Annotated in this window: 17 protein-coding genes and 1 pseudogene; 11 read left to right on the forward strand and 7 right to left on the reverse strand. The window is 51.9% G+C overall.

Annotated features, from left to right (window positions below; translation table 11 throughout):
* Positions 1-91: 91 nt before the first annotated feature.
* The 3 genes from ACFOLF_RS22010 to ACFOLF_RS22020 form a co-directional block, all read right to left on the reverse strand.
* A complete protein-coding gene (locus tag ACFOLF_RS22010; RefSeq protein ID WP_210045750.1) occupies positions 92-1828 on the reverse strand; it encodes a M20/M25/M40 family metallo-hydrolase in 1737 nt (578 codons plus the stop codon).
* A gap of 91 nt (positions 1829-1919) precedes the next feature.
* Positions 1920-3062, reverse strand: coding sequence for a sensor histidine kinase (locus tag ACFOLF_RS22015; protein WP_210045749.1), 1143 nt, complete (start codon positions 3060-3062; stop codon positions 1920-1922).
* Positions 3049-3756, reverse strand: coding sequence for a response regulator transcription factor (locus tag ACFOLF_RS22020; RefSeq protein WP_379219518.1), 708 nt, complete (start codon positions 3754-3756; stop codon positions 3049-3051). The genes ACFOLF_RS22015 and ACFOLF_RS22020 overlap by 14 nt, the downstream gene beginning before the upstream one ends.
* A gap of 237 nt (positions 3757-3993) precedes the next feature.
* Between ACFOLF_RS22020 and ACFOLF_RS22025 the strand changes: the two genes are divergently transcribed.
* The 5 genes from ACFOLF_RS22025 to ACFOLF_RS22045 all read left to right on the forward strand — a co-directional run bounded on the left by ACFOLF_RS22025 (position 3994) and on the right by ACFOLF_RS22045 (position 8074).
* Positions 3994-4323 carry a PadR family transcriptional regulator gene (locus ACFOLF_RS22025; protein ID WP_379114524.1) on the forward strand — a complete coding sequence of 110 codons (330 nt, stop codon included), beginning with the start codon at positions 3994-3996 and terminating at the stop codon, positions 4321-4323.
* Between the two features lie 14 nt (positions 4324-4337).
* Entirely contained in the window at positions 4338-5201 is an 864-nt protein-coding gene (locus ACFOLF_RS22030) for a pentapeptide repeat-containing protein (RefSeq protein WP_379114509.1), read from the forward strand.
* Positions 5202-5213: 12 nt separating this feature from the next.
* The gene (locus ACFOLF_RS22035; RefSeq protein ID WP_210038575.1) at positions 5214-5975 is read left to right on the forward strand and encodes an ABC transporter ATP-binding protein; all 762 of its coding nucleotides are present in this window, start codon (positions 5214-5216) and stop codon (positions 5973-5975) included.
* Positions 5975-6742: an ABC transporter permease gene (locus ACFOLF_RS22040; RefSeq protein WP_210038576.1), complete on the forward strand. Its 768-nt coding sequence runs from the start codon at positions 5975-5977 to the stop codon at positions 6740-6742. Before ACFOLF_RS22035 ends, ACFOLF_RS22040 begins: the two co-directional genes overlap by 1 nt.
* 75 nt (positions 6743-6817) lie before the next feature.
* Entirely contained in the window at positions 6818-8074 is a 1257-nt protein-coding gene (locus ACFOLF_RS22045) for a serine hydrolase domain-containing protein (RefSeq protein ID WP_379113467.1), read from the forward strand.
* Positions 8075-8409: 335 nt separating this feature from the next.
* On the opposite strand, the gene ACFOLF_RS22050 is transcribed toward ACFOLF_RS22045, so the two are convergent.
* Positions 8410-8925: a CBO0543 family protein gene (locus ACFOLF_RS22050; protein WP_379113469.1), complete on the reverse strand. Its 516-nt coding sequence runs from the start codon at positions 8923-8925 to the stop codon at positions 8410-8412.
* 144 nt (positions 8926-9069) lie between these two features.
* Positions 9070-9978: a LysR family transcriptional regulator gene (locus ACFOLF_RS22055; RefSeq protein WP_210038577.1), complete on the reverse strand. Its 909-nt coding sequence runs from the start codon at positions 9976-9978 to the stop codon at positions 9070-9072.
* A 124-nt stretch (positions 9979-10102) separates the two neighbouring features.
* Between ACFOLF_RS22055 and ACFOLF_RS22060 the strand changes: the two genes are divergently transcribed.
* Entirely contained in the window at positions 10103-10930 is an 828-nt protein-coding gene (locus ACFOLF_RS22060) for an SDR family NAD(P)-dependent oxidoreductase (RefSeq protein WP_210038578.1), read from the forward strand.
* Positions 10931-10951: 21 nt separating this feature from the next.
* Positions 10952-11101: pseudogene (locus ACFOLF_RS22065) on the forward strand (enolase C-terminal domain-like protein); the annotation flags it as partial.
* 239 nt (positions 11102-11340) lie between these two features.
* Here ACFOLF_RS22065 and ACFOLF_RS22070 read toward each other — a convergent pair.
* Complete coding sequence (locus tag ACFOLF_RS22070) at positions 11341-12333, reverse strand: AraC family transcriptional regulator (protein WP_210038579.1); 993 nt, start codon at positions 12331-12333, stop codon at positions 11341-11343.
* A gap of 205 nt (positions 12334-12538) precedes the next feature.
* Between ACFOLF_RS22070 and ACFOLF_RS22075 the strand changes: the two genes are divergently transcribed.
* The 4 genes from ACFOLF_RS22075 to ACFOLF_RS22090 are packed head-to-tail and all read left to right on the forward strand — an operon-like array spanning position 12539 to position 15103.
* Positions 12539-13609, forward strand: coding sequence for an SDR family oxidoreductase (locus ACFOLF_RS22075; protein ID WP_210038580.1), 1071 nt, complete (start codon positions 12539-12541; stop codon positions 13607-13609).
* Positions 13606-14118 (forward strand): NAD-dependent epimerase/dehydratase family protein, encoded by a 513-nt coding sequence (locus ACFOLF_RS22080; protein ID WP_210038581.1) that lies wholly within the window; start codon positions 13606-13608, stop codon positions 14116-14118. Before ACFOLF_RS22075 ends, ACFOLF_RS22080 begins: the two co-directional genes overlap by 4 nt.
* Positions 14112-14909 carry an SDR family NAD(P)-dependent oxidoreductase gene (locus ACFOLF_RS22085; protein ID WP_379113471.1) on the forward strand — a complete coding sequence of 266 codons (798 nt, stop codon included), beginning with the start codon at positions 14112-14114 and terminating at the stop codon, positions 14907-14909. Before ACFOLF_RS22080 ends, ACFOLF_RS22085 begins: the two co-directional genes overlap by 7 nt.
* Entirely contained in the window at positions 14900-15103 is a 204-nt protein-coding gene (locus ACFOLF_RS22090) for a hypothetical protein (RefSeq protein ID WP_379113474.1), read from the forward strand. Before ACFOLF_RS22085 ends, ACFOLF_RS22090 begins: the two co-directional genes overlap by 10 nt.
* 401 nt (positions 15104-15504) lie before the next feature.
* Here the strand turns inward: ACFOLF_RS22090 and ACFOLF_RS22095 are convergent, their stop codons facing one another.
* Complete coding sequence (locus ACFOLF_RS22095; RefSeq protein ID WP_210038582.1) at positions 15505-16257, reverse strand: 3-oxoacyl-ACP reductase family protein; 753 nt, start codon at positions 16255-16257, stop codon at positions 15505-15507.
* Positions 16258-16304: the final 47 nt, after the last annotated feature.

Genomic DNA, 16304 nt, shown 5'->3' on the forward strand with positions numbered 1-16304 from the left:
ATAATTTTCAAAGTCAAGGTTATTATACGGCTTCCCACTGCAGGTGTTTTAGTGCATCACAACTGAGTTATCATGCCCAAAATCATCATATTTATAAACGGGGGATAGTTTCCTTTCTCTCCTCGGACAACAACACAGCGGATAATCTGTACTTCGCTGCAAAAATTACGGATACAATAGAAACCGGAACGACACTCAAAGCGACAACCACCGGTGCAGCAGGCAGCATAAACATCACATAGACCAGCCAGCATACCGGTACATACAGCAGCAATATTCCTGCGCCGAGCACAGTCGATGCGATCATCCGGCCAATCGGATACCGATCCAAAACTGCGACAATCATCATCACCAGCGTCGGTAACGTAAACAGGTAACTGATTTCATAGAACAAGACCGTGGTTCCGACGATCAGCAGCACTTGAATCGGCAGCACACTTGCGATCCCTTCGGCAAGCGATCGTTTTTGCATCCGGAAGAACCATATTGCGAGAGCGCCCAAGCCATGCGCCAAGGCTATGCAAAGAAAAACCGCATCATTGTTTGTTGATTCGCCGAGCCCCATCGTTTGGGTACATAATGAGACGATCCCCCAGCCCAGCAAGCCCATCGCGACCATCGTACCAAGCAGCCAGCCCGTGCCGCCGGCGATTTGGCGAAGCGTAACCTTGCCACGCCGAATCTGAATAATCAGCCAAGCTAATGAAGCCAACGCTGCACATACCGACAGGATATAGGCAGCAATGTCGCTCATGACCACGAGATTGCCGGTCAGCAATGTGAAAAACACGCTATCCCGGTTAGAGCCGCTGTCCTGGAATTGCGCTTGCCCGCTATAGTCGGCCATTTCCAAGGCTGTCTGCAGAAAGTTATAAGCCGTTCCGCGATGCAAATTTTCAAAGCTGTCCGACGGCTGATGGTAATGCTCTACGCCCTCCGCCACGGCAAAATTAAGTCCCGGATATCCCGCCTCCAAGAAACGGGTCAAATCTGTGCCATTCGGCATTTTGCGGTACAACCCGGTTGTGAACGAAAAAGCCAGGGGGCGTGAACTCGCGGATTGAAAATGCCGCAACAAATCATAGTTTGACGTAGACGTTTCAAACATGAGCAGTCCGCCGCGATTCCCGCGCGCATCGAAGTTAAGGACAAGATCGATCTTGCTTTGAAGCTCCGGATGCGACTTCACAAACGCTTTCGCGCCTAGCGCGCTTTCTTCCTCCCCATCCGTAAATAAAAAATAGAGGTCGTTTTTCAAATCGGGCCTTCTCGATTGTTCGCGCAATGCTTCCAGCATCGCGCTTACGGAAACCATATCGTCAGCCGTGCCGGGAGTGTTGACCTCGCTGTCGTAATGGGCGAGCATCAATAAGCCGCGATCCGTGCCGGGCGCATCCAGTTTGACCCAGATATTGTTTAAAACCAATCCGTCCTTTTCTTCTGAAGGGGCTTTTTTATGATTGATGCCTTCTAAAGCTCCTGAAGGCGGTGTCTTCCGAATGCTTCGGTTTCCCATCGCCGGACCGTCTTGAGCAAGACGTTCGGCTTTCATATCCGCAGATGTGTATATTTCCTGATCGACATTCGCTTCCAGCCCCATATCGCGGATTTGCGCCAATAGATAAGTCCGTACCTGGTCAAGCTCCTTGGAACCGGATGGATGCGGTGCGACTGTCATGGCTTGCAAATGGGCAAGCATCCGTTGATAAGCCAAATAATCGGCACTGGATTGAGATGGCGGCGATGGCGGCCGCGTTTGTGCAAAACCTGTCCAAATTCCGACCACAAATACGATAAGCATAAGCAAAATCGAACTTTTTTTTACCATTTTTTTGTATCCCTCCTGTGAACTGAAGCATGCTCTCACTATAATTCAAGGAAGGTTAACTCAAGGTTAAGAAGACAGCCCGCCGAGAAAGTCAGCGGTCCGCTTTATTTTGAGGCTTCGGCAGCCGGATTACGATAGTCGTGGACACATCGGCCACGCTATGCACCTGGATTTCACCTCCGTGCTTTTCGATGACCATCTTCACGATGGAGAGCCCCAAGCCACTGCCTCCAAGCTCTCTCGAGCGCGATTTGTCTACGCAGTAGAACGGATCGAAAATTTTATCGATCTGATCCTCCGGTATGCCGATCCCCGTATCAAGGATCGTAATTCGGGTGTTGACCGCGTTCTCCGCCGCAGCGATAATGATGACTCCATTTGGCTTGTTATATTTGACCGCGTTATGAATCATATTGTAAAAAGCTCTGTACAAGAGATGCTTATCGCCGTGCAGCAGCACGCCGGCGGTACGGTTTTCGATGCGAATGTTTTTACTTTGAATAGGCTGCAGGAGCTCGTCAATAATATTTGCGAACATGTCCGCAGCTTCGATTTTCTCGCTTTCCGCGATATTCTGTCCGGCGTTCAGCTTCAGCAGGTCATTCACCAAAACGTTGAGACGCTGCGCGTTTTTAAGCGTGTCCTCCAGCGTTTCCTTATACTCGTCGACCGTAGGATGATCGTCAAGCTGGAGCACCTCGATGTTTGCGATCATGGCGGCGAGCGGCGTTTTGAGTTCATGCGCGGCATTGGCCGAGAAATTTTTGTGCGCGACAAACACTTTCTCCAATTTGTGGATCATCCGGTTAAAAGACCGGCTCAGCTTGGAAACCTCGTCATTGGACGAAGGCACCCCGACCTGCCGGAACAAGTTGTTTTCGTCGATTTCCCCGATCTCCTTGCTTAAATCCGTTACAGGCTTCAAGGCTCTTCCCGCAATCAGATAGGTTAAGCAGGTTCCTATAGCAATGACCAATACAGCGCTAATAATACCGACGGCTGTAAAGTCGTTATTCCTCTCAATCGCTGCCGTTTTAAGCTTTGGGACGTCAACCTTATAAATCTGTTTATTCCTTTCAATCGCTGCCGTTTTAAGCATTGGGACGTCAGTCTTATAGATCTTTCGTGCGGCATAGATCGAAGTCATCATCAGCACGATCGAAGCAATGATCAATATCAGCGCCATTAATAGGGTCAGCCGCAGCCGCAGCGGAAGATGGTTAAACCGGGCCATACTGCACCTCCGCGATGAAATAGCCGAGCCCTCTTGCGTTTTTGACGATTTCCTGTTTCCCAAGGTGGAGGGCAAGCTTCTTCTTGAGCGAATTGATGTGTACCTTAAAGGAGTTGGAAAATAAGTCGGTTTGACTGTCCCACACGTGCTCGATTATCTCTTCCGCGCCTACGATTTTATCCTTGTGCATCATCAGATACTCGAGGATGCCGTATTCTTTCTTGGTTAAGTCAATCAACTGATTTCGAACGTATACCTGCTTTAACGCGGTATCGATTTGTAAATCTCCATGTGCGATTCGCGTATCCGTCAGGATGAATTTTCGGCGAAGCAGCGCGCGAAGCCTCGCTTCAAGCTCCTTGAAGTGAAACGGCTTCGCCATATAATCGTTGGCGCCGGTGTCGAGCCCCGCGATCTTGTCCTCCACCTCGGAACGCGCGGACAGGATGAGCACCTTGATTTCCTGGTTGTTCTTGCGAATTTCCGTCAGAACATCAATACCATCTATTTTCGGCAGATTCAAATCAAGCACGATCGCATCGTACTCATTGACCTGGGCGAGCTGTAAGGCTTTTTCTCCGTCCGGTGCGGCATCCACCGCGTATCCGAATTTTCTCAGCCCTGTGCCGATTGCTTTTTGCATCGATAAGTCATCCTCGACAACCAATACTTTCAGTTCCATCATCCCCCGCATTTCAATTTGATCATGATAGCTCAAGACTGGTTAAATTACGGTTAATTTTTTGCCTTACTGTTAAAGTAATAGCCATTAGATTGAGAATTATCAAGACCTAAAATAAAATAAAGGGTTTTACATATTATGCATGACTAATATGTGGAACCCTTACTTTTCAACCAAAGTACCTAATTTAAAATATTACCTTGACAGTCAAAGTAGTATGTCGTATTATACAGATGCGGAGGTGATGAGATGAGCGAGAACAAAATTACATCCGACCTGCTGCGCGGGCATACCGATACGATGATTTTACGGCTCTTATCCGAAGCGGACCGCTACGGGTACGAGATTGTCAAGCTGATTGCCGAGCGCTCAGGCGGCGAGTATGAATTAAAGGAAGCCACGATGTACTCCAGCGTCAAGCGGCTTGAGGTGGACGAGGATATCGAGTGGTATTGGGGCGATGAATCCCAGGGTGGACGGCGTAAATATTTCAGGATTACCGAAAAGGGCAAGGCTGCTTACGCCCGCAACAAGGGCAACTGGGAGTACGCAAAGCGCGTGCTTGAAAACTTATTATAAGGAGTGTTGAGATTATGAATGAGAAATTGACAAACTATTTGAACGGCGTGTTTGCACCCTACGATGAGGTAAAAAGCGTCACCGAATTAAAGACGGACCTGCTCTCCGATTTGCAGGAGCGGTTCCGTGAACTCAAAGCCGAGGGCAAGGATGATGAAACCGCTTTTGAAATGACGATTGAAAGCATCGGCGACATTGAGCAAACGGTACTGGAAGTCGCTAACCTCTCCCGCTCGCTGGAGCGGCAGGTGGTGACAAACTTTAACGGAAGCAACCTGGCGAAAAGCGACTTTGCAGGCGTTACGGCCCATAAAGGACAGTTTAAAGGCAGCGCGATGCACGGATCCGACTTTGCAGGCGCGGACTTGACAGGCAGTTCGTTTAAGGGCAGCGACGTGCGTGAAGCCAATTTTGACGGCGCGAACCTGACGGACTGCAGCCTATCTGCCCTTGACCTGGCAAATGCAAGCTTCAATAAGACGATCCTTGTACGAACCAATTTCAGCAAGTCGTGGCTTGTCGGAGCCAAATTCACAGGCGTAAAACTGACCGACGTCAAGCTGGACGCGACCTACCTCAGTAAAACAATCTTTGAAAACTGTATCTTTGATGGCGTGGAGTTCAATTCTTCCGATCTGGGAGGGCTGTGTTTTGACGGGCAAACCTTTATCGGCGTCAAGTTTGACAAGTCGGCACTGAACGAAGTTTCGTTTAAGGGCGCAACACTCAAGAACGTGTCTTTTCCAACGTCTTCGTGGTCCAAAAGATATTACCGTGTTATCAAAACCATTTGCTTTGACGGCGCAGTCATGGATAAGCTGACCTATGCCGCCCTTAAAGGCATGGATGCCGATTTGTCCAAGGTTACCGTTCGATAAGGAGGGGAAAATATGCCAACCACATCCATTCAGGTAAAAGGACTGCAAAAATCCTACAAGCAGCTTCAAGTCTTAAAGGGCGTAGATTTCGAGGTGGAAAAGGGCCGTATTTTCGCCCTCCTCGGCTCCAACGGGGCGGGCAAGACCACGGTTGTCAAAATCCTCACCACGCTGCTCAAGCCAGACAGCGGAACCGCCGCCGTAAACGGATTCGATGTTGCGTCCAAACCCGACAATGTGCGGCAGGTAATCAGTCTGACCGGGCAATTTGCCGCCGTGGACGAAATGTTGACCGGACGGGAAAATCTGACCATGATTGCCAAGCTGCGATACCTCAAAAATCCGCGTCAGGTTGCAGACGACTTGCTTCAACGCCTCGGCTTGACAGACGCCGCCGACCGCAGGGCGTCTACGTATTCGGGCGGGATGCGCCGCAGGCTCGACATCGCCTTGAGCCTTGTGGGAAAACCGTCGATCATTTTCCTCGACGAGCCGACCACCGGGCTTGACCCCGAGGCGCGCATCGAGGTTTGGAAGATTGTCAAGGAGCTTGCCGGCGGCGGCACGACGGTCCTCCTGACCACGCAGTATCTGGAGGAAGCGGAGCAGCTTGCCGACCGAATTGCCATTCTGCACGAGGGCAGGATTATCGCCAGCGGCACGCTCTCGGAGCTTAAAAAGCTGTTCCCCTCCGCAAAGGTGGAGTATGTTGAAAAACAGCCGACATTGGAAGAGATATTCCTCTCCATCGTCGGCAAAAAGGAGGCGAAGTAATGGAGGCGTCAAAAAATCATTTCTTCACCGATATTAGCGTGATGCTCGGGCGTTCCATGCGCCATATTTTCCGCAGTATGGACACCATCATCACGGTCTGCATCACGCCGATTGCGATGATGCTGCTGTTCGTCTATGTGCTTGGCGGCGCCATCCAAACCGGTACGGATAACTATGTGAACTACCTGTTGCCCGGTATCCTGCTGATTGCGATTGCAAGCGGCATATCCTATACGGCTTACCGCCTGTTTTTGGATAAGCAGCGGGGCATCATTGAGCGGTTTCACACCATGCCGATTTCACGTTCCGCCTTGCTTTGGGGGCATGTGCTCACCTCGCTGGTATCCAACGCCCTATCGGTTCTCGTCATCATTCTCGTAGCGCTCGTTATGGGCTTTCGTTCGCCGGCGGGGATAGTGTCATGGCTTGCAGTAGCCGGCATACTCGTATTGTTTACGCTGGCCTTGACCTGGGTCGCGGCGATTGCCGGACTGTCCGCCAAAACGGTGGAAGGCGCAAGTGCGTTTTCCTACCCGATTATCTTCCTGCCGTTTATTAGCTCGGCGTTTGTGCCGACCGAGTCGATGCCGAAGGTCGTTCGCGCCTTTGCCGAAAACCAGCCGGTGACCTCGATCGTGGAAGCCATTCGTGCGCTGCTGTCGGGTCAGCCGGTGGGCAATGATATATGGGTCGCTCTTGCGTGGTGCGTCGGGATTTTGCTTGTGGCCTACTACTTTGCGATGAGGGTGTATAAGAAGCGGGTGTGAAATAATTCAAGAAGGAAGCTGCAGGACATATCTCGATTCTGATTACCGGATAAAAAGGAAAGAGAGGGAAATCAAATGCAAAAGATTACAACAGAAGATTTGAGTTCGTCAGAAAATATGAAGGATGTTGTTGGCTTCTCCGAAACAGGGCTGCCCAGAATGCGCGAGGTGCTGGCACGGCATGTCGAGTCCGGGAAGATTCCCGGGCTGGTCGCTCTGGTCAGCCGCGGCGGCCAGACGCATGTCGAAGCGATCGGGACGATGCGCCATGATGGTGGCGCGCCGATGCGCCGGGACACGATCTTCCGGATGGCATCTACGTCCAAGCCGGTCACGATGGCGGCGGCGATGGTCCTTCTCGATGAGTGCCGGCTGCGGCTCGATGACCCGGTAGATCCGTGGCTGCCCGAACTCGCCGACCGACGGGTGCTGAAACGGGCCGACGGCCCGCTGGAGGACACCGTGCCGGCGCGGCGGCCGATCACCGTACGGGACCTGCTGACCTCCACGTTCGGGCTCGGAGTGGATTTCGCGTTGATGGACTCCCCGATCAGGGCCGCGACCTTCGAGCGGACCGACTACAGCGTGGTATCCGGGCCGGCGCCCGGGCCGGACGAGTGGATGCGCCGCCTTGGCGAGCTGCCGCTGTCGTACCAGCCCGGAGAGCGGTGGCAGTACGACCTCAGCAACGAGGTAGTCGGCGTGCTTGTCGCCAGGGTCGCGGGCCAGTCGTTGGAGACGTTCCTGCGCGAACGTATCCTCGATCCGCTGGGGATGAAGGATACCGGTTTCCACGTGCCCGCCGGCAAGATCGACCGGCTGCCGACCCTGTACGGGCCCGACCCGCAGACCGGAGAGTTCATCGTGTGGGACGAGGCGGCAGGCGGAAGGCTCAGCCAGCCTCCGGCGTTCCAGGGCGGCGGCGGTGGGCTGGTCTCCACCGTCGACGACTACCACGTCTACTTCCAGATGCTGCTGAATCACGGGATGCACGGGAGCGAACGGATCTTATCCCGGCCCGCCGTCGAGCTGATGACCACCAATCGCCTCACGCCCGAGCAACAAGCTGCCCGGGACGCCATGTACAGGAACTCGTTCGGTCAATCGCAGCATGGCGGCTGGGGCTTCGGGATGGCGGTGCGCACCTATCGTGGAGACTACGCCTCCATCGGCCAGTTCGGCTGGGACGGCGGTACCGGCACCTCGACCTACGCCGACCCGGACAAACAGCTCACCGGAATCCTGCTCACCCAGGTCGGGGTGTCCACTGCGGATTCCGTGCATCTTATCCACGACTTCTGGACCACAGTCTATCAGGCAATCGAAGACTGACAACGAGCCCGCGCCTGGTATGCCCGTCCTCAATCCACGACACCCAACGGTCAGCCCCCTGGCGGCCGATTGGAAGCAAAAGTTGCCTTTGTACTTTGCTTAGACGGCTTCACAGATATAAAAATTGCGGTTGGCTAGATATAACCGTGTGACTTCTTCCATTCCTTTGTAAAAAAAAGACCGATATCTATTTCAAATCGGTCTGTTATCCATTTATTGGTCAAATCAGGGTTCGTCGTTCGCTTGCTGGTTGCCGGTGACCTCGATCGAGAGGCTATCCGTGCGCTGCTCTCAGGTCAGCCGGTGGGCCATGATATATGGGTCGCTCCCAATCATCATTTAATCGAAACCCTGAATATGACCAGTATTGCAATAGCAAGCGGTATGGAGATCGTGTAGGCTAGTAATGGCCGGGAAAAATGTAATCGAAGCAACGTGAACATGATCATATTGAATAAAACGGAATAAAGCATGGTCCAACCGTTAAAATGTTTAATCGCCCCACAAAACAAATAAAATACCTCGATTAACGAATAAACGATTACCCAAAATCCAATCCATAATATTGACTTGCCGACTCCGTTTGGGAATAAACCAAGGTATATCAGCGTGGTAGATGCAAAGCACACCAAACAGCATAGTTCGACACCTAAATAACTATGAATTGGCGGCCAGGGCTGATGCTGCCATAGCGGATAACTGCTTGTCAGCACCATATAAATAACGTCCCCAAGCAAGAAATACAAAATGGTCGAATGATATTTTTGCCAATGTCTCCAATCTCCCCAGCGCCATGCCGCAAGTATGAATATTATGTCCAAAGCAATGAAAGGCATTTGATCATACTCCATATTTCTGAAATTTTAGTTTAAACGTTATAGTAGTTCTCTAATCAATCTGTATGTATACGGGCTTCATCCTTCAGCGCACTATGCCTCCGCTTGATTTGAACTCATTCATTTGTACGTGTCCGTCATTTACGGTAGTTGTAACGGCTAGCTTTGGGGAGAGCCAGGTGCCGGTTCAAATACATCCTTAACCACATCAATGAAAGCTTCTATCGCAGGCGACAACCATTTATCCTTATGCCGCAGCATCTGGGTCACGACATGAAGATCAGGCATTTCCCAGGGCAGAGAGACAAGCTCGCCCCGCTCAAGCTCCGCTTTTACAGCCATATCGGGCAGAAAAGCAATGCCCATACCCGTCATAGCACAGTGTTTAATCGCTTCTGCACTGAAAAACTCCAAGCTTGTGATACCATCGATTCCCCTTCTCTCAATAGATCGATCAAATAAAGTCCGATAGGTACAGCCTTTCTCCGTCAGCAGAAATACCTCTTCTTGCAAATCCTGGACTTGAAGTCTTGTTCGATCCGCGAGCGGATGGTGCGGTGCTGCAAGAAGATGAAATAATTCATTGTGTAAAGCAGTTGAAACAAGTCTCGGAGCCCTCACCTGTTCATCCAGAATAAAGACAAGGTCTGTCTGCCCGTCATATAGGCTATTTACCAATCGTTCATTGGGGATGGGACGAAAGTTGAACCGAATACCAGGGTGTTTAGTGCGAAAAGCATGAAATAGCAGAGGCAACCGATAGGCGCAAAGAATCTCACTTCCGCTAATCGTAATGGTCCCCGTAATGTCCTCATTTTTTTGTAATGCCAGCCGGGCTTCGTCCAGGTCATTCATGATTTTCTCGGTATGCCACAAAAATTTCCTGCCCGCTTCTGTCAACGCAATTTGTTTGCCTAATCGGTCAATCAGAGGAACGCCCAGCTCCTCTTCCAAAGCTTGAATTTGCATGGTTACATTAGAAGGCACATAATTGAGCGCCTCTGCTGCCCGGGAGAAATTCAATGTCGAGGCAACGGTGCGAAATGTAACAAGGTGACGTATTTCCATTATTGAGCGCTCCTTTATTCAAAATTATTGAATGATAACATCAAAATGATTCAATTTTATTGGAAGTCACCTTATATTATACTATTTACGTGCAAGAGTTATCGCATGTAAAAGGAGATATGGCATGACAAAGACCTATGTGATTACAGGTGGAACAGATGGTATCGGTGCAGCCGTCGCCCGCGCGCTGTTTTGGAGGGGAGACCATGTCATAGTGATCGGAACGGACCCGAAGAAGGGTGACCGGCTCATCCAGGAGGCGTCCAGTGCGCCAGGAAGCGCAGCCTTCGTCCCGGCAGATCTCAGTCTGATGTCGAGCACCAAGCGCACCGTCAGCGAAGTGATCGAGGCCTATCCCCAAATAGACGGCCTTGTTATGTGCGCTCGTTATTTCCGGACGTACCGGTCAGTGACCTCCGAAGGATTCGAAGACAACTTTGCGCTTTTCTATCTGAGTCGCGTTCTCTTTAGCTACGGGCTGCTCGACGCCCTCGAGAGAGCGGATAACCCGGTTATCGTAAACGTGTCCGGTCCAGGCCACGAAACACCGATAGATTGGGAAGATCTGCAGAGCGCCCGGCAATACGATGGTGTGAAAGCGATGTTCATGACCGGGCGGTTCAATGATCTGCTCGGGGTCACCTTCGCCAAACGCCATGGCGAGGGCCCGGTCAGGTATGTGCTGTTCCACCCGGGAACGACATCGACGAGCTTCGCCGGCGAGTTCGATGCTCCGACGGCGGCATATATCGAACAGCAGAAGAGGCTGGCCAAACCTGCTGCCGATGTCGTACCTCCGATCGTCCGCCTCCTTGACGATCCACCCAAGGAACCGCTCAGCGCATTTAATATGTACACTGAGCTTAGTGTTCGAAGCAGTCTGTTCTCACCAGGGTCGGCGGCTCGCCTCGCGGACATTACGGCTGAGCTGCTGGAGCACGTTGCGAAATGACAATCGTTTAACCATGCCATGTGTCAGACTGATGCCGGTATGGCGGAAGCCTACGATGTGGCTGTAGCGCCGCATTGTCCGCTCGGTCCGATTACGCTGGGCGCATCGCTGCAGCTTGATTTTTGTACGCCCAATGCGTTCATTCAGGAGCAAAGCCTCGGCGTCCACTATACCGCTTGGAAAATCCGGCCGCGCATGCAATAACGCCTTAGCTGGTGGCAACTAAAAAACATCTGTCCTATTAATATTTAATGATATTGAACACAAGGCTGTTTGATGATTTTTTAGCTCCCGCCTGGAGCTATATCGTTTATGCCAAAAGAACCTCCCCCCACTTGTGCAGTGGATTCGGAGGTTCTTTTGTTGCGAAATAGGGGACTAACATTTTCGGTGAAAACCGGTTACGGAACTTATCGAAAGGAAAGAATCCCGCTTTTTTCAAGCAAGTCTGCCGCCGAATGCTTTTTCAATGCTTTTATATCCTGAAGCGGAGGAAGGCCAAATAGCCGCCGGTATTCCCGGCTGAATTGCGATGAACTTTCATAACCGACTTCCACAGCGGCGGTCGTGGCATCCATGGAGCCGCTTAACATGAGGCGTCTTGCTTCCTGAAGGCGGAGCTGCTTCTGATACTGCAAGGGACCCATTGTCGTAATGGTTTTGAACTTATGATGCAGTCCCGAGACGCTCATGTTGATTGCTTTCGCAAGTTCTTCTACGGTAAAGGAACGGGCGAAATTTTCCTTGATCCAGGAGATGGCTTTGCCGACTCCGTCGGCTTGCTGGTCGAAGAACACCTGCTGGAAAAATAAATGCCCGTAATTTCCCGACAGAAGCCTGAATATCATTTCCCGCTTAATAAACCCCGACAAATAGCGAACTTCTTCTTCCGGCTTGTCGATCAGCTTCAGCAGCCGTATAAACACATCCAGCAGGTCGGTATCGGATGCTCCGATGAAGGCTCCAATATTCGCCTTTTTGTCACGCGGACTTACCTTTACCTGAGCTTCCGTAATGACAGAAGCGATTTCTTGGGTCGTAAAGTCAATTCTCAGTCCGATGTAAGGATATTCTTGCGCTGCGCCATTAACTTGGGCAGATGCAGGCAAATCAATCATAGAGATGAGAAAATCGCCTGCGCCGGCATGAACAATATGCGACCCCAAATGAACCTTCTTGGTCCCTTGCAGGATAAGACAAAATGATGGAGCCAGCACGACGGGAATCGGCGGAGTTTGATGACTATACCGGCTAATCGAAAGAAACGGAATGAGGGTTTGATGCCGGCCGTCCGCGGTGGTCAGTTTTTCTGTCATCGCCACAATCTGCTCCAACCGATTGCTCGGAATCGAGCTGCCCCCTTCATTTAATAAAGAAGGGAATTTGGATTCTTCCTTCAACATATGAGGCTCACCCCTTTGTCCTGAATTATATCGCTTTTCGTTCCCGAAACAAAAAGGATTCATGTAGTAAATAATTGCAGTAAGCAGTTTTAGGCAACTTTTTGGCAGGAATGGTCATGCCGGATTCTTCTTTGTAAAAGATAATAGCACTAAGGACATGATCAGTCATCCTATCCTTATCAATATCCAAAGGAGGGTTTCGGCTATGACAGCAAAACAACTTGCGAATGCTCTGCTGGCAGAGGAAGCGGCCAACACCAGCCCGAACGAGCCGGTCGAGACGGTTTTGGTAACGGGAGGCAGCGGCTTTGTCGCAAGCTGGTGTATCGTCGAGCTCTTAAGGCGCGGATATGCGGTGCGCGCCACCGTGCGAAGCCTGACGAAGGAGCAATCGGTAAGGGCGGCCATTTCCGCCGCAGTCGATCCAGGCAATCGCCTGGGCTTCTATGCCGCTGATCTGACTTCGGATGCCGGATGGGAGCAAGCAGTAGCAGAATGCGACTATGTGCTTCATGTGGCCTCGCCTCTCGGCGGGGCCAGTCTCGACGATCCGGAAGCATTGATCGCGGCCGCCCGCGACGGAACGCTGCGAGTATTGCGCGCCGCTTCCAGGGCGGGGGTCAAGCGCGTGGTCATGACATCCTCGTGTGCCGCCGCCACCCCGTCGCTGTACAGCGAAGCCGGTGTCATCGACGAGTCCCTCTGGAGCGACCCCGGGAACAAGAGCTTCGATGCCTACCGGAGGTCCAAGACGGTATCCGAGCTGGCTGCGTGGCAGTTCATCGAAGAGTATGGCGGTCCGACCACGTTAACAACGATTCTGCCGGGTGCGGTGTTTGGCCCCGTGCTAACGGGGGATAACCTGGGCTCCGTACAGGTAATTGGCCGTCTCTTGCAAGGGCGTATCCCCGGCACTCCCCGACTGGGATTCGAAATTGTGGATGTGCGCGATCTGGCCGATATGCATATACGTGCGATGACTTCAAGCGCGGCAGCCGGGCAGCGGTTCATTGCAGTCGGTGATTTCATGTGGATGAGCGACATCTCGCAGACATTGCGGTCGAATCTCGGAGGGGCGGCAAGCAAAGTTCCGGTGCGAAAACTTCCGGATTTCGTGCTTCGGCTGCTCTCCCTGTTCGATCCCTCGCTTCGTGCGGTAACGCCAATGCTGGGGCGAAAATATCGCCACACGTCAGAAAAGGCGAAACGATTGCTGGAATGGCACTCGCGGCCGTCCGCCGTGACCGTCGTTGACTGCGCCGAGAGTCTGTTATGAGGATTATTTTGACCGGTGCGACCGGATTTGTGGGCGGCGAGGTGTTAAAACAGGCCTTGGAGGATTCTTCCATCACAGGCATCATGACGCTGACCAGACGTCCGCTGGGAGTCACGCATCCAAAGCTGGAGGATGTTATTCTGCAGGATTTCCTCGACTATTCCCGTATCAAGGCATCACTCAAGGCCGACGCCTGCATCTGGTGCCTGGGTGTTTCGCAAACCGCTGTGAGCAGAGAAGAGTACATTAAAATTACATTTGATTACGCCGTAATGGCCGCGCGAGCGATGTTTTCCGAAAATCCGCACATGCGCTTTTGTTTCCTGAGCGGTTCGCGTGCCGATCAGGAAGAGAAAAGCAGGGTTCTCTATGGCAGGATCAAGGGCCGTACGGAGAGGGAGCTTGGAGGACTGAGTCCAAATGTATATCATTTTCGGCCTGCTTTTATAAGGCACACTAGCCGTACATTCACTGCACATCCGATTTCAAGGAGGATCTCTATATGTTGACAAAGCAATTTCCTATTCATTCCGGTTTTGGAGCCGCCTCAACCACGGACGACGTCATGGCAGGCATCGACCTCACAGATAAAATCGTCATCGTCACCGGCGGTTATTCCGGTATCGGCCTGGAAACTACTCGCGCTCTGACTTCGGCAGGGGCTGCGGTCATTGTGCCTGCACGCGATGTAAGCAAGGCGAAGGAAGCACTGGCGGGGATCGGCGGCGTGGAGGTTGAAGAAATGGATTTATTGATTCCAGCCTCGATCGATGCCTTCGCCGAAAGGTTTCTTGCATCCCACCGCCCGCTGCATATCCTGGTGAACAGCGCTGCTGTCGCAGGCATCCCTCTCCTGCATGACACACGCGGCTATGAAGTCCAATTTGCCACTAATCATTTGGGTCATTTTCAGCTAGCGGCGCGGCTCTGGCCGGCACTCCGCCAGGCACAAGGCGCGCGGGTGGTCACGTTATCGGCGTATGCGCACAGCCGGTCGCCTGTCGTTTTTGAAGATATCCATTTTGAGCGCCGCGACTATATCCCTTGGTCAGGTTATGGCCAGTCGAAGACGGCGAATATACTCTTCACGGTTGAGCTGGACAAGCGGGGGGAAGCGGATGGCATACGTGCGTTCGCCCTTCATCCTGGAAGCATTGTCGAGACGGGCCTGTCAAGGCATCTGTCGGAGGAGCAGCTGCGGGCATTTGGCGTCATTGACGAGGAGGGGAAGCCAATTCTCGATCCGTCGAAGAACCTGAAAACCGTCAAGCAGGGAGCGGCGACCGGTGTATGGCGATAAGTCCGGAGCTCGACGGCAAGGGCGGCGTCTATTGTGAAAACTGTGAAATTGCCATGCTGGCGGACGGGAAGGATGCAGTTAACCGGGCCCCATCGGCGAATCTTGGCGTGATGCCTCATGCGGTTGACCCCGATGCTGCCGCCCGCTTGTGGAGCCTGAGCGAGCAGCTGGTATTTGGAGCAAAGCAGGCATAATTCGTAAGCTGTGTATCCGGTGAACGGAAGAAACTTTAACAGGAATGGTAAAAAGGATTGAAGTGCACCCTTTAGAATAGTCATTGGATAAAACCCCCAAGGGATCCGATGAATTCTAGCGGGTGTACTTTTTTTAAAATGGAAGCATCTTGCTGCGCCGCCGAAGGATAGCGAAGCCGTTTCTTCTTGTATAGCAATTATACGTCAGAATTGAGATTGCTTCCTGTTTTACCATCACAGAAGGTGCAAAGAAAATGAAGCTGGCACCGGTTAAGTACCAGGCGCCAGCTTGCTTTTTACTGTATACCAAATGGGATCTTGACCCATTCGATATAGTCAGGTTTTCATGTTATTTTACAATAATACCGGCAAGCTTATTCGTTAAAGTCTTCGATCCGCCTTTAGATTACGACACCGCCATCTACATTGATGGTCGCCCCTGTAATGAAACTGGCTTCGGGCGAGGCGAGATAAGCGACCATACTTGCGATTTCGGAAGCTTTGCCGTACCGCCCCAGCGAAATCATCCCTTTGGCGAGCGATGCGTAAGGTCCATCTGCCGGGTTCATATCCGTGTCGACCGGTCCCGGTTGAATATTATTTACCGTAACGCCTTTTGGAGCCAGATCACGGGCCAGACCGCGCGTCAATCCGGCCACAGCAGCCTTGTTTGCAGCGTACAGGCTGTTTCCGGGGATGGGATTCCAGGAGGCATTAATACTGCCAATATTAATAATGCGGCCTCCTTCTTTCATTTGTGGCCCTGCGGCTTGGATCGCCACGAACACCGCCCTGAAATTTATGGCCGCCATCTGGTCGAATTCTTCGATCGTAACCTCATCGTAAGGCTTCACATTGGCGATGCCTGCATTGTTCACTACAATATCGATGGCGCCCAATACGCTGATCGTTTCCGCGACGGCACCTTTTACAGCATCGACATTGGCGCTGTCGGCACGAACGGCCAAGGCGGTGCCGCCGGCTTCCTGAATTTCCCGAACCAGTTCTTCCGCTTTATTTTGCGCGCTGACATAGGTGAAGGCTACGGATGCCCCCTCGCTTGCAAGTCTCCTTACAATCGCCGCGCCAATGCTGCGGGATCCGCCCGTTACGAATGCGATTTTACCGGATAGAGGTTTGTTTAAAACGGTCATTTTAACATCTCCTTTTTAGTTTCTGCTGCGTTACTATGATTAATAAA

It is taken from the genome of Paenibacillus sepulcri (assembly GCF_042647105.1).
Classification (GTDB): Bacteria; Bacillota; Bacilli; order Paenibacillales; family Paenibacillaceae; genus Paenibacillus_Z; species Paenibacillus_Z sepulcri.

Coding starts and splice junctions, on each gene's coding strand:
- ACFOLF_RS22030 (WP_379114509.1), top strand. CDS start 4,338: ATGAATGAGAAATTGACAAACTATTTGAACGGCGTGTTTGCACCCTAC.
- ACFOLF_RS22010 (WP_210045750.1), bottom strand. CDS start 1,828: ATGGTAAAAAAAAGTTCGATTTTGCTTATGCTTATCGTATTTGTGGTC.
- ACFOLF_RS22090 (WP_379113474.1), top strand. CDS start 14,900: ATGGCGATAAGTCCGGAGCTCGACGGCAAGGGCGGCGTCTATTGTGAA.
- ACFOLF_RS22015 (WP_210045749.1), bottom strand. CDS start 3,062: ATGGCCCGGTTTAACCATCTTCCGCTGCGGCTGCGGCTGACCCTATTA.
- ACFOLF_RS22050 (WP_379113469.1), bottom strand. CDS start 8,925: ATGGAGTATGATCAAATGCCTTTCATTGCTTTGGACATAATATTCATA.
- ACFOLF_RS22085 (WP_379113471.1), top strand. CDS start 14,112: ATGTTGACAAAGCAATTTCCTATTCATTCCGGTTTTGGAGCCGCCTCA.
- ACFOLF_RS22025 (WP_379114524.1), top strand. CDS start 3,994: ATGAGCGAGAACAAAATTACATCCGACCTGCTGCGCGGGCATACCGAT.
- ACFOLF_RS22080 (WP_210038581.1), top strand. CDS start 13,606: ATGAGGATTATTTTGACCGGTGCGACCGGATTTGTGGGCGGCGAGGTG.
- ACFOLF_RS22035 (WP_210038575.1), top strand. CDS start 5,214: ATGCCAACCACATCCATTCAGGTAAAAGGACTGCAAAAATCCTACAAG.
- ACFOLF_RS22040 (WP_210038576.1), top strand. CDS start 5,975: ATGGAGGCGTCAAAAAATCATTTCTTCACCGATATTAGCGTGATGCTC.
- ACFOLF_RS22070 (WP_210038579.1), bottom strand. CDS start 12,333: ATGTTGAAGGAAGAATCCAAATTCCCTTCTTTATTAAATGAAGGGGGC.
- ACFOLF_RS22020 (WP_379219518.1), bottom strand. CDS start 3,756: ATGCGGGGGATGATGGAACTGAAAGTATTGGTTGTCGAGGATGACTTA.
- ACFOLF_RS22055 (WP_210038577.1), bottom strand. CDS start 9,978: ATGGAAATACGTCACCTTGTTACATTTCGCACCGTTGCCTCGACATTG.
- ACFOLF_RS22045 (WP_379113467.1), top strand. CDS start 6,818: ATGCAAAAGATTACAACAGAAGATTTGAGTTCGTCAGAAAATATGAAG.
- ACFOLF_RS22075 (WP_210038580.1), top strand. CDS start 12,539: ATGACAGCAAAACAACTTGCGAATGCTCTGCTGGCAGAGGAAGCGGCC.
- ACFOLF_RS22060 (WP_210038578.1), top strand. CDS start 10,103: ATGACAAAGACCTATGTGATTACAGGTGGAACAGATGGTATCGGTGCA.
- ACFOLF_RS22095 (WP_210038582.1), bottom strand. CDS start 16,257: ATGACCGTTTTAAACAAACCTCTATCCGGTAAAATCGCATTCGTAACG.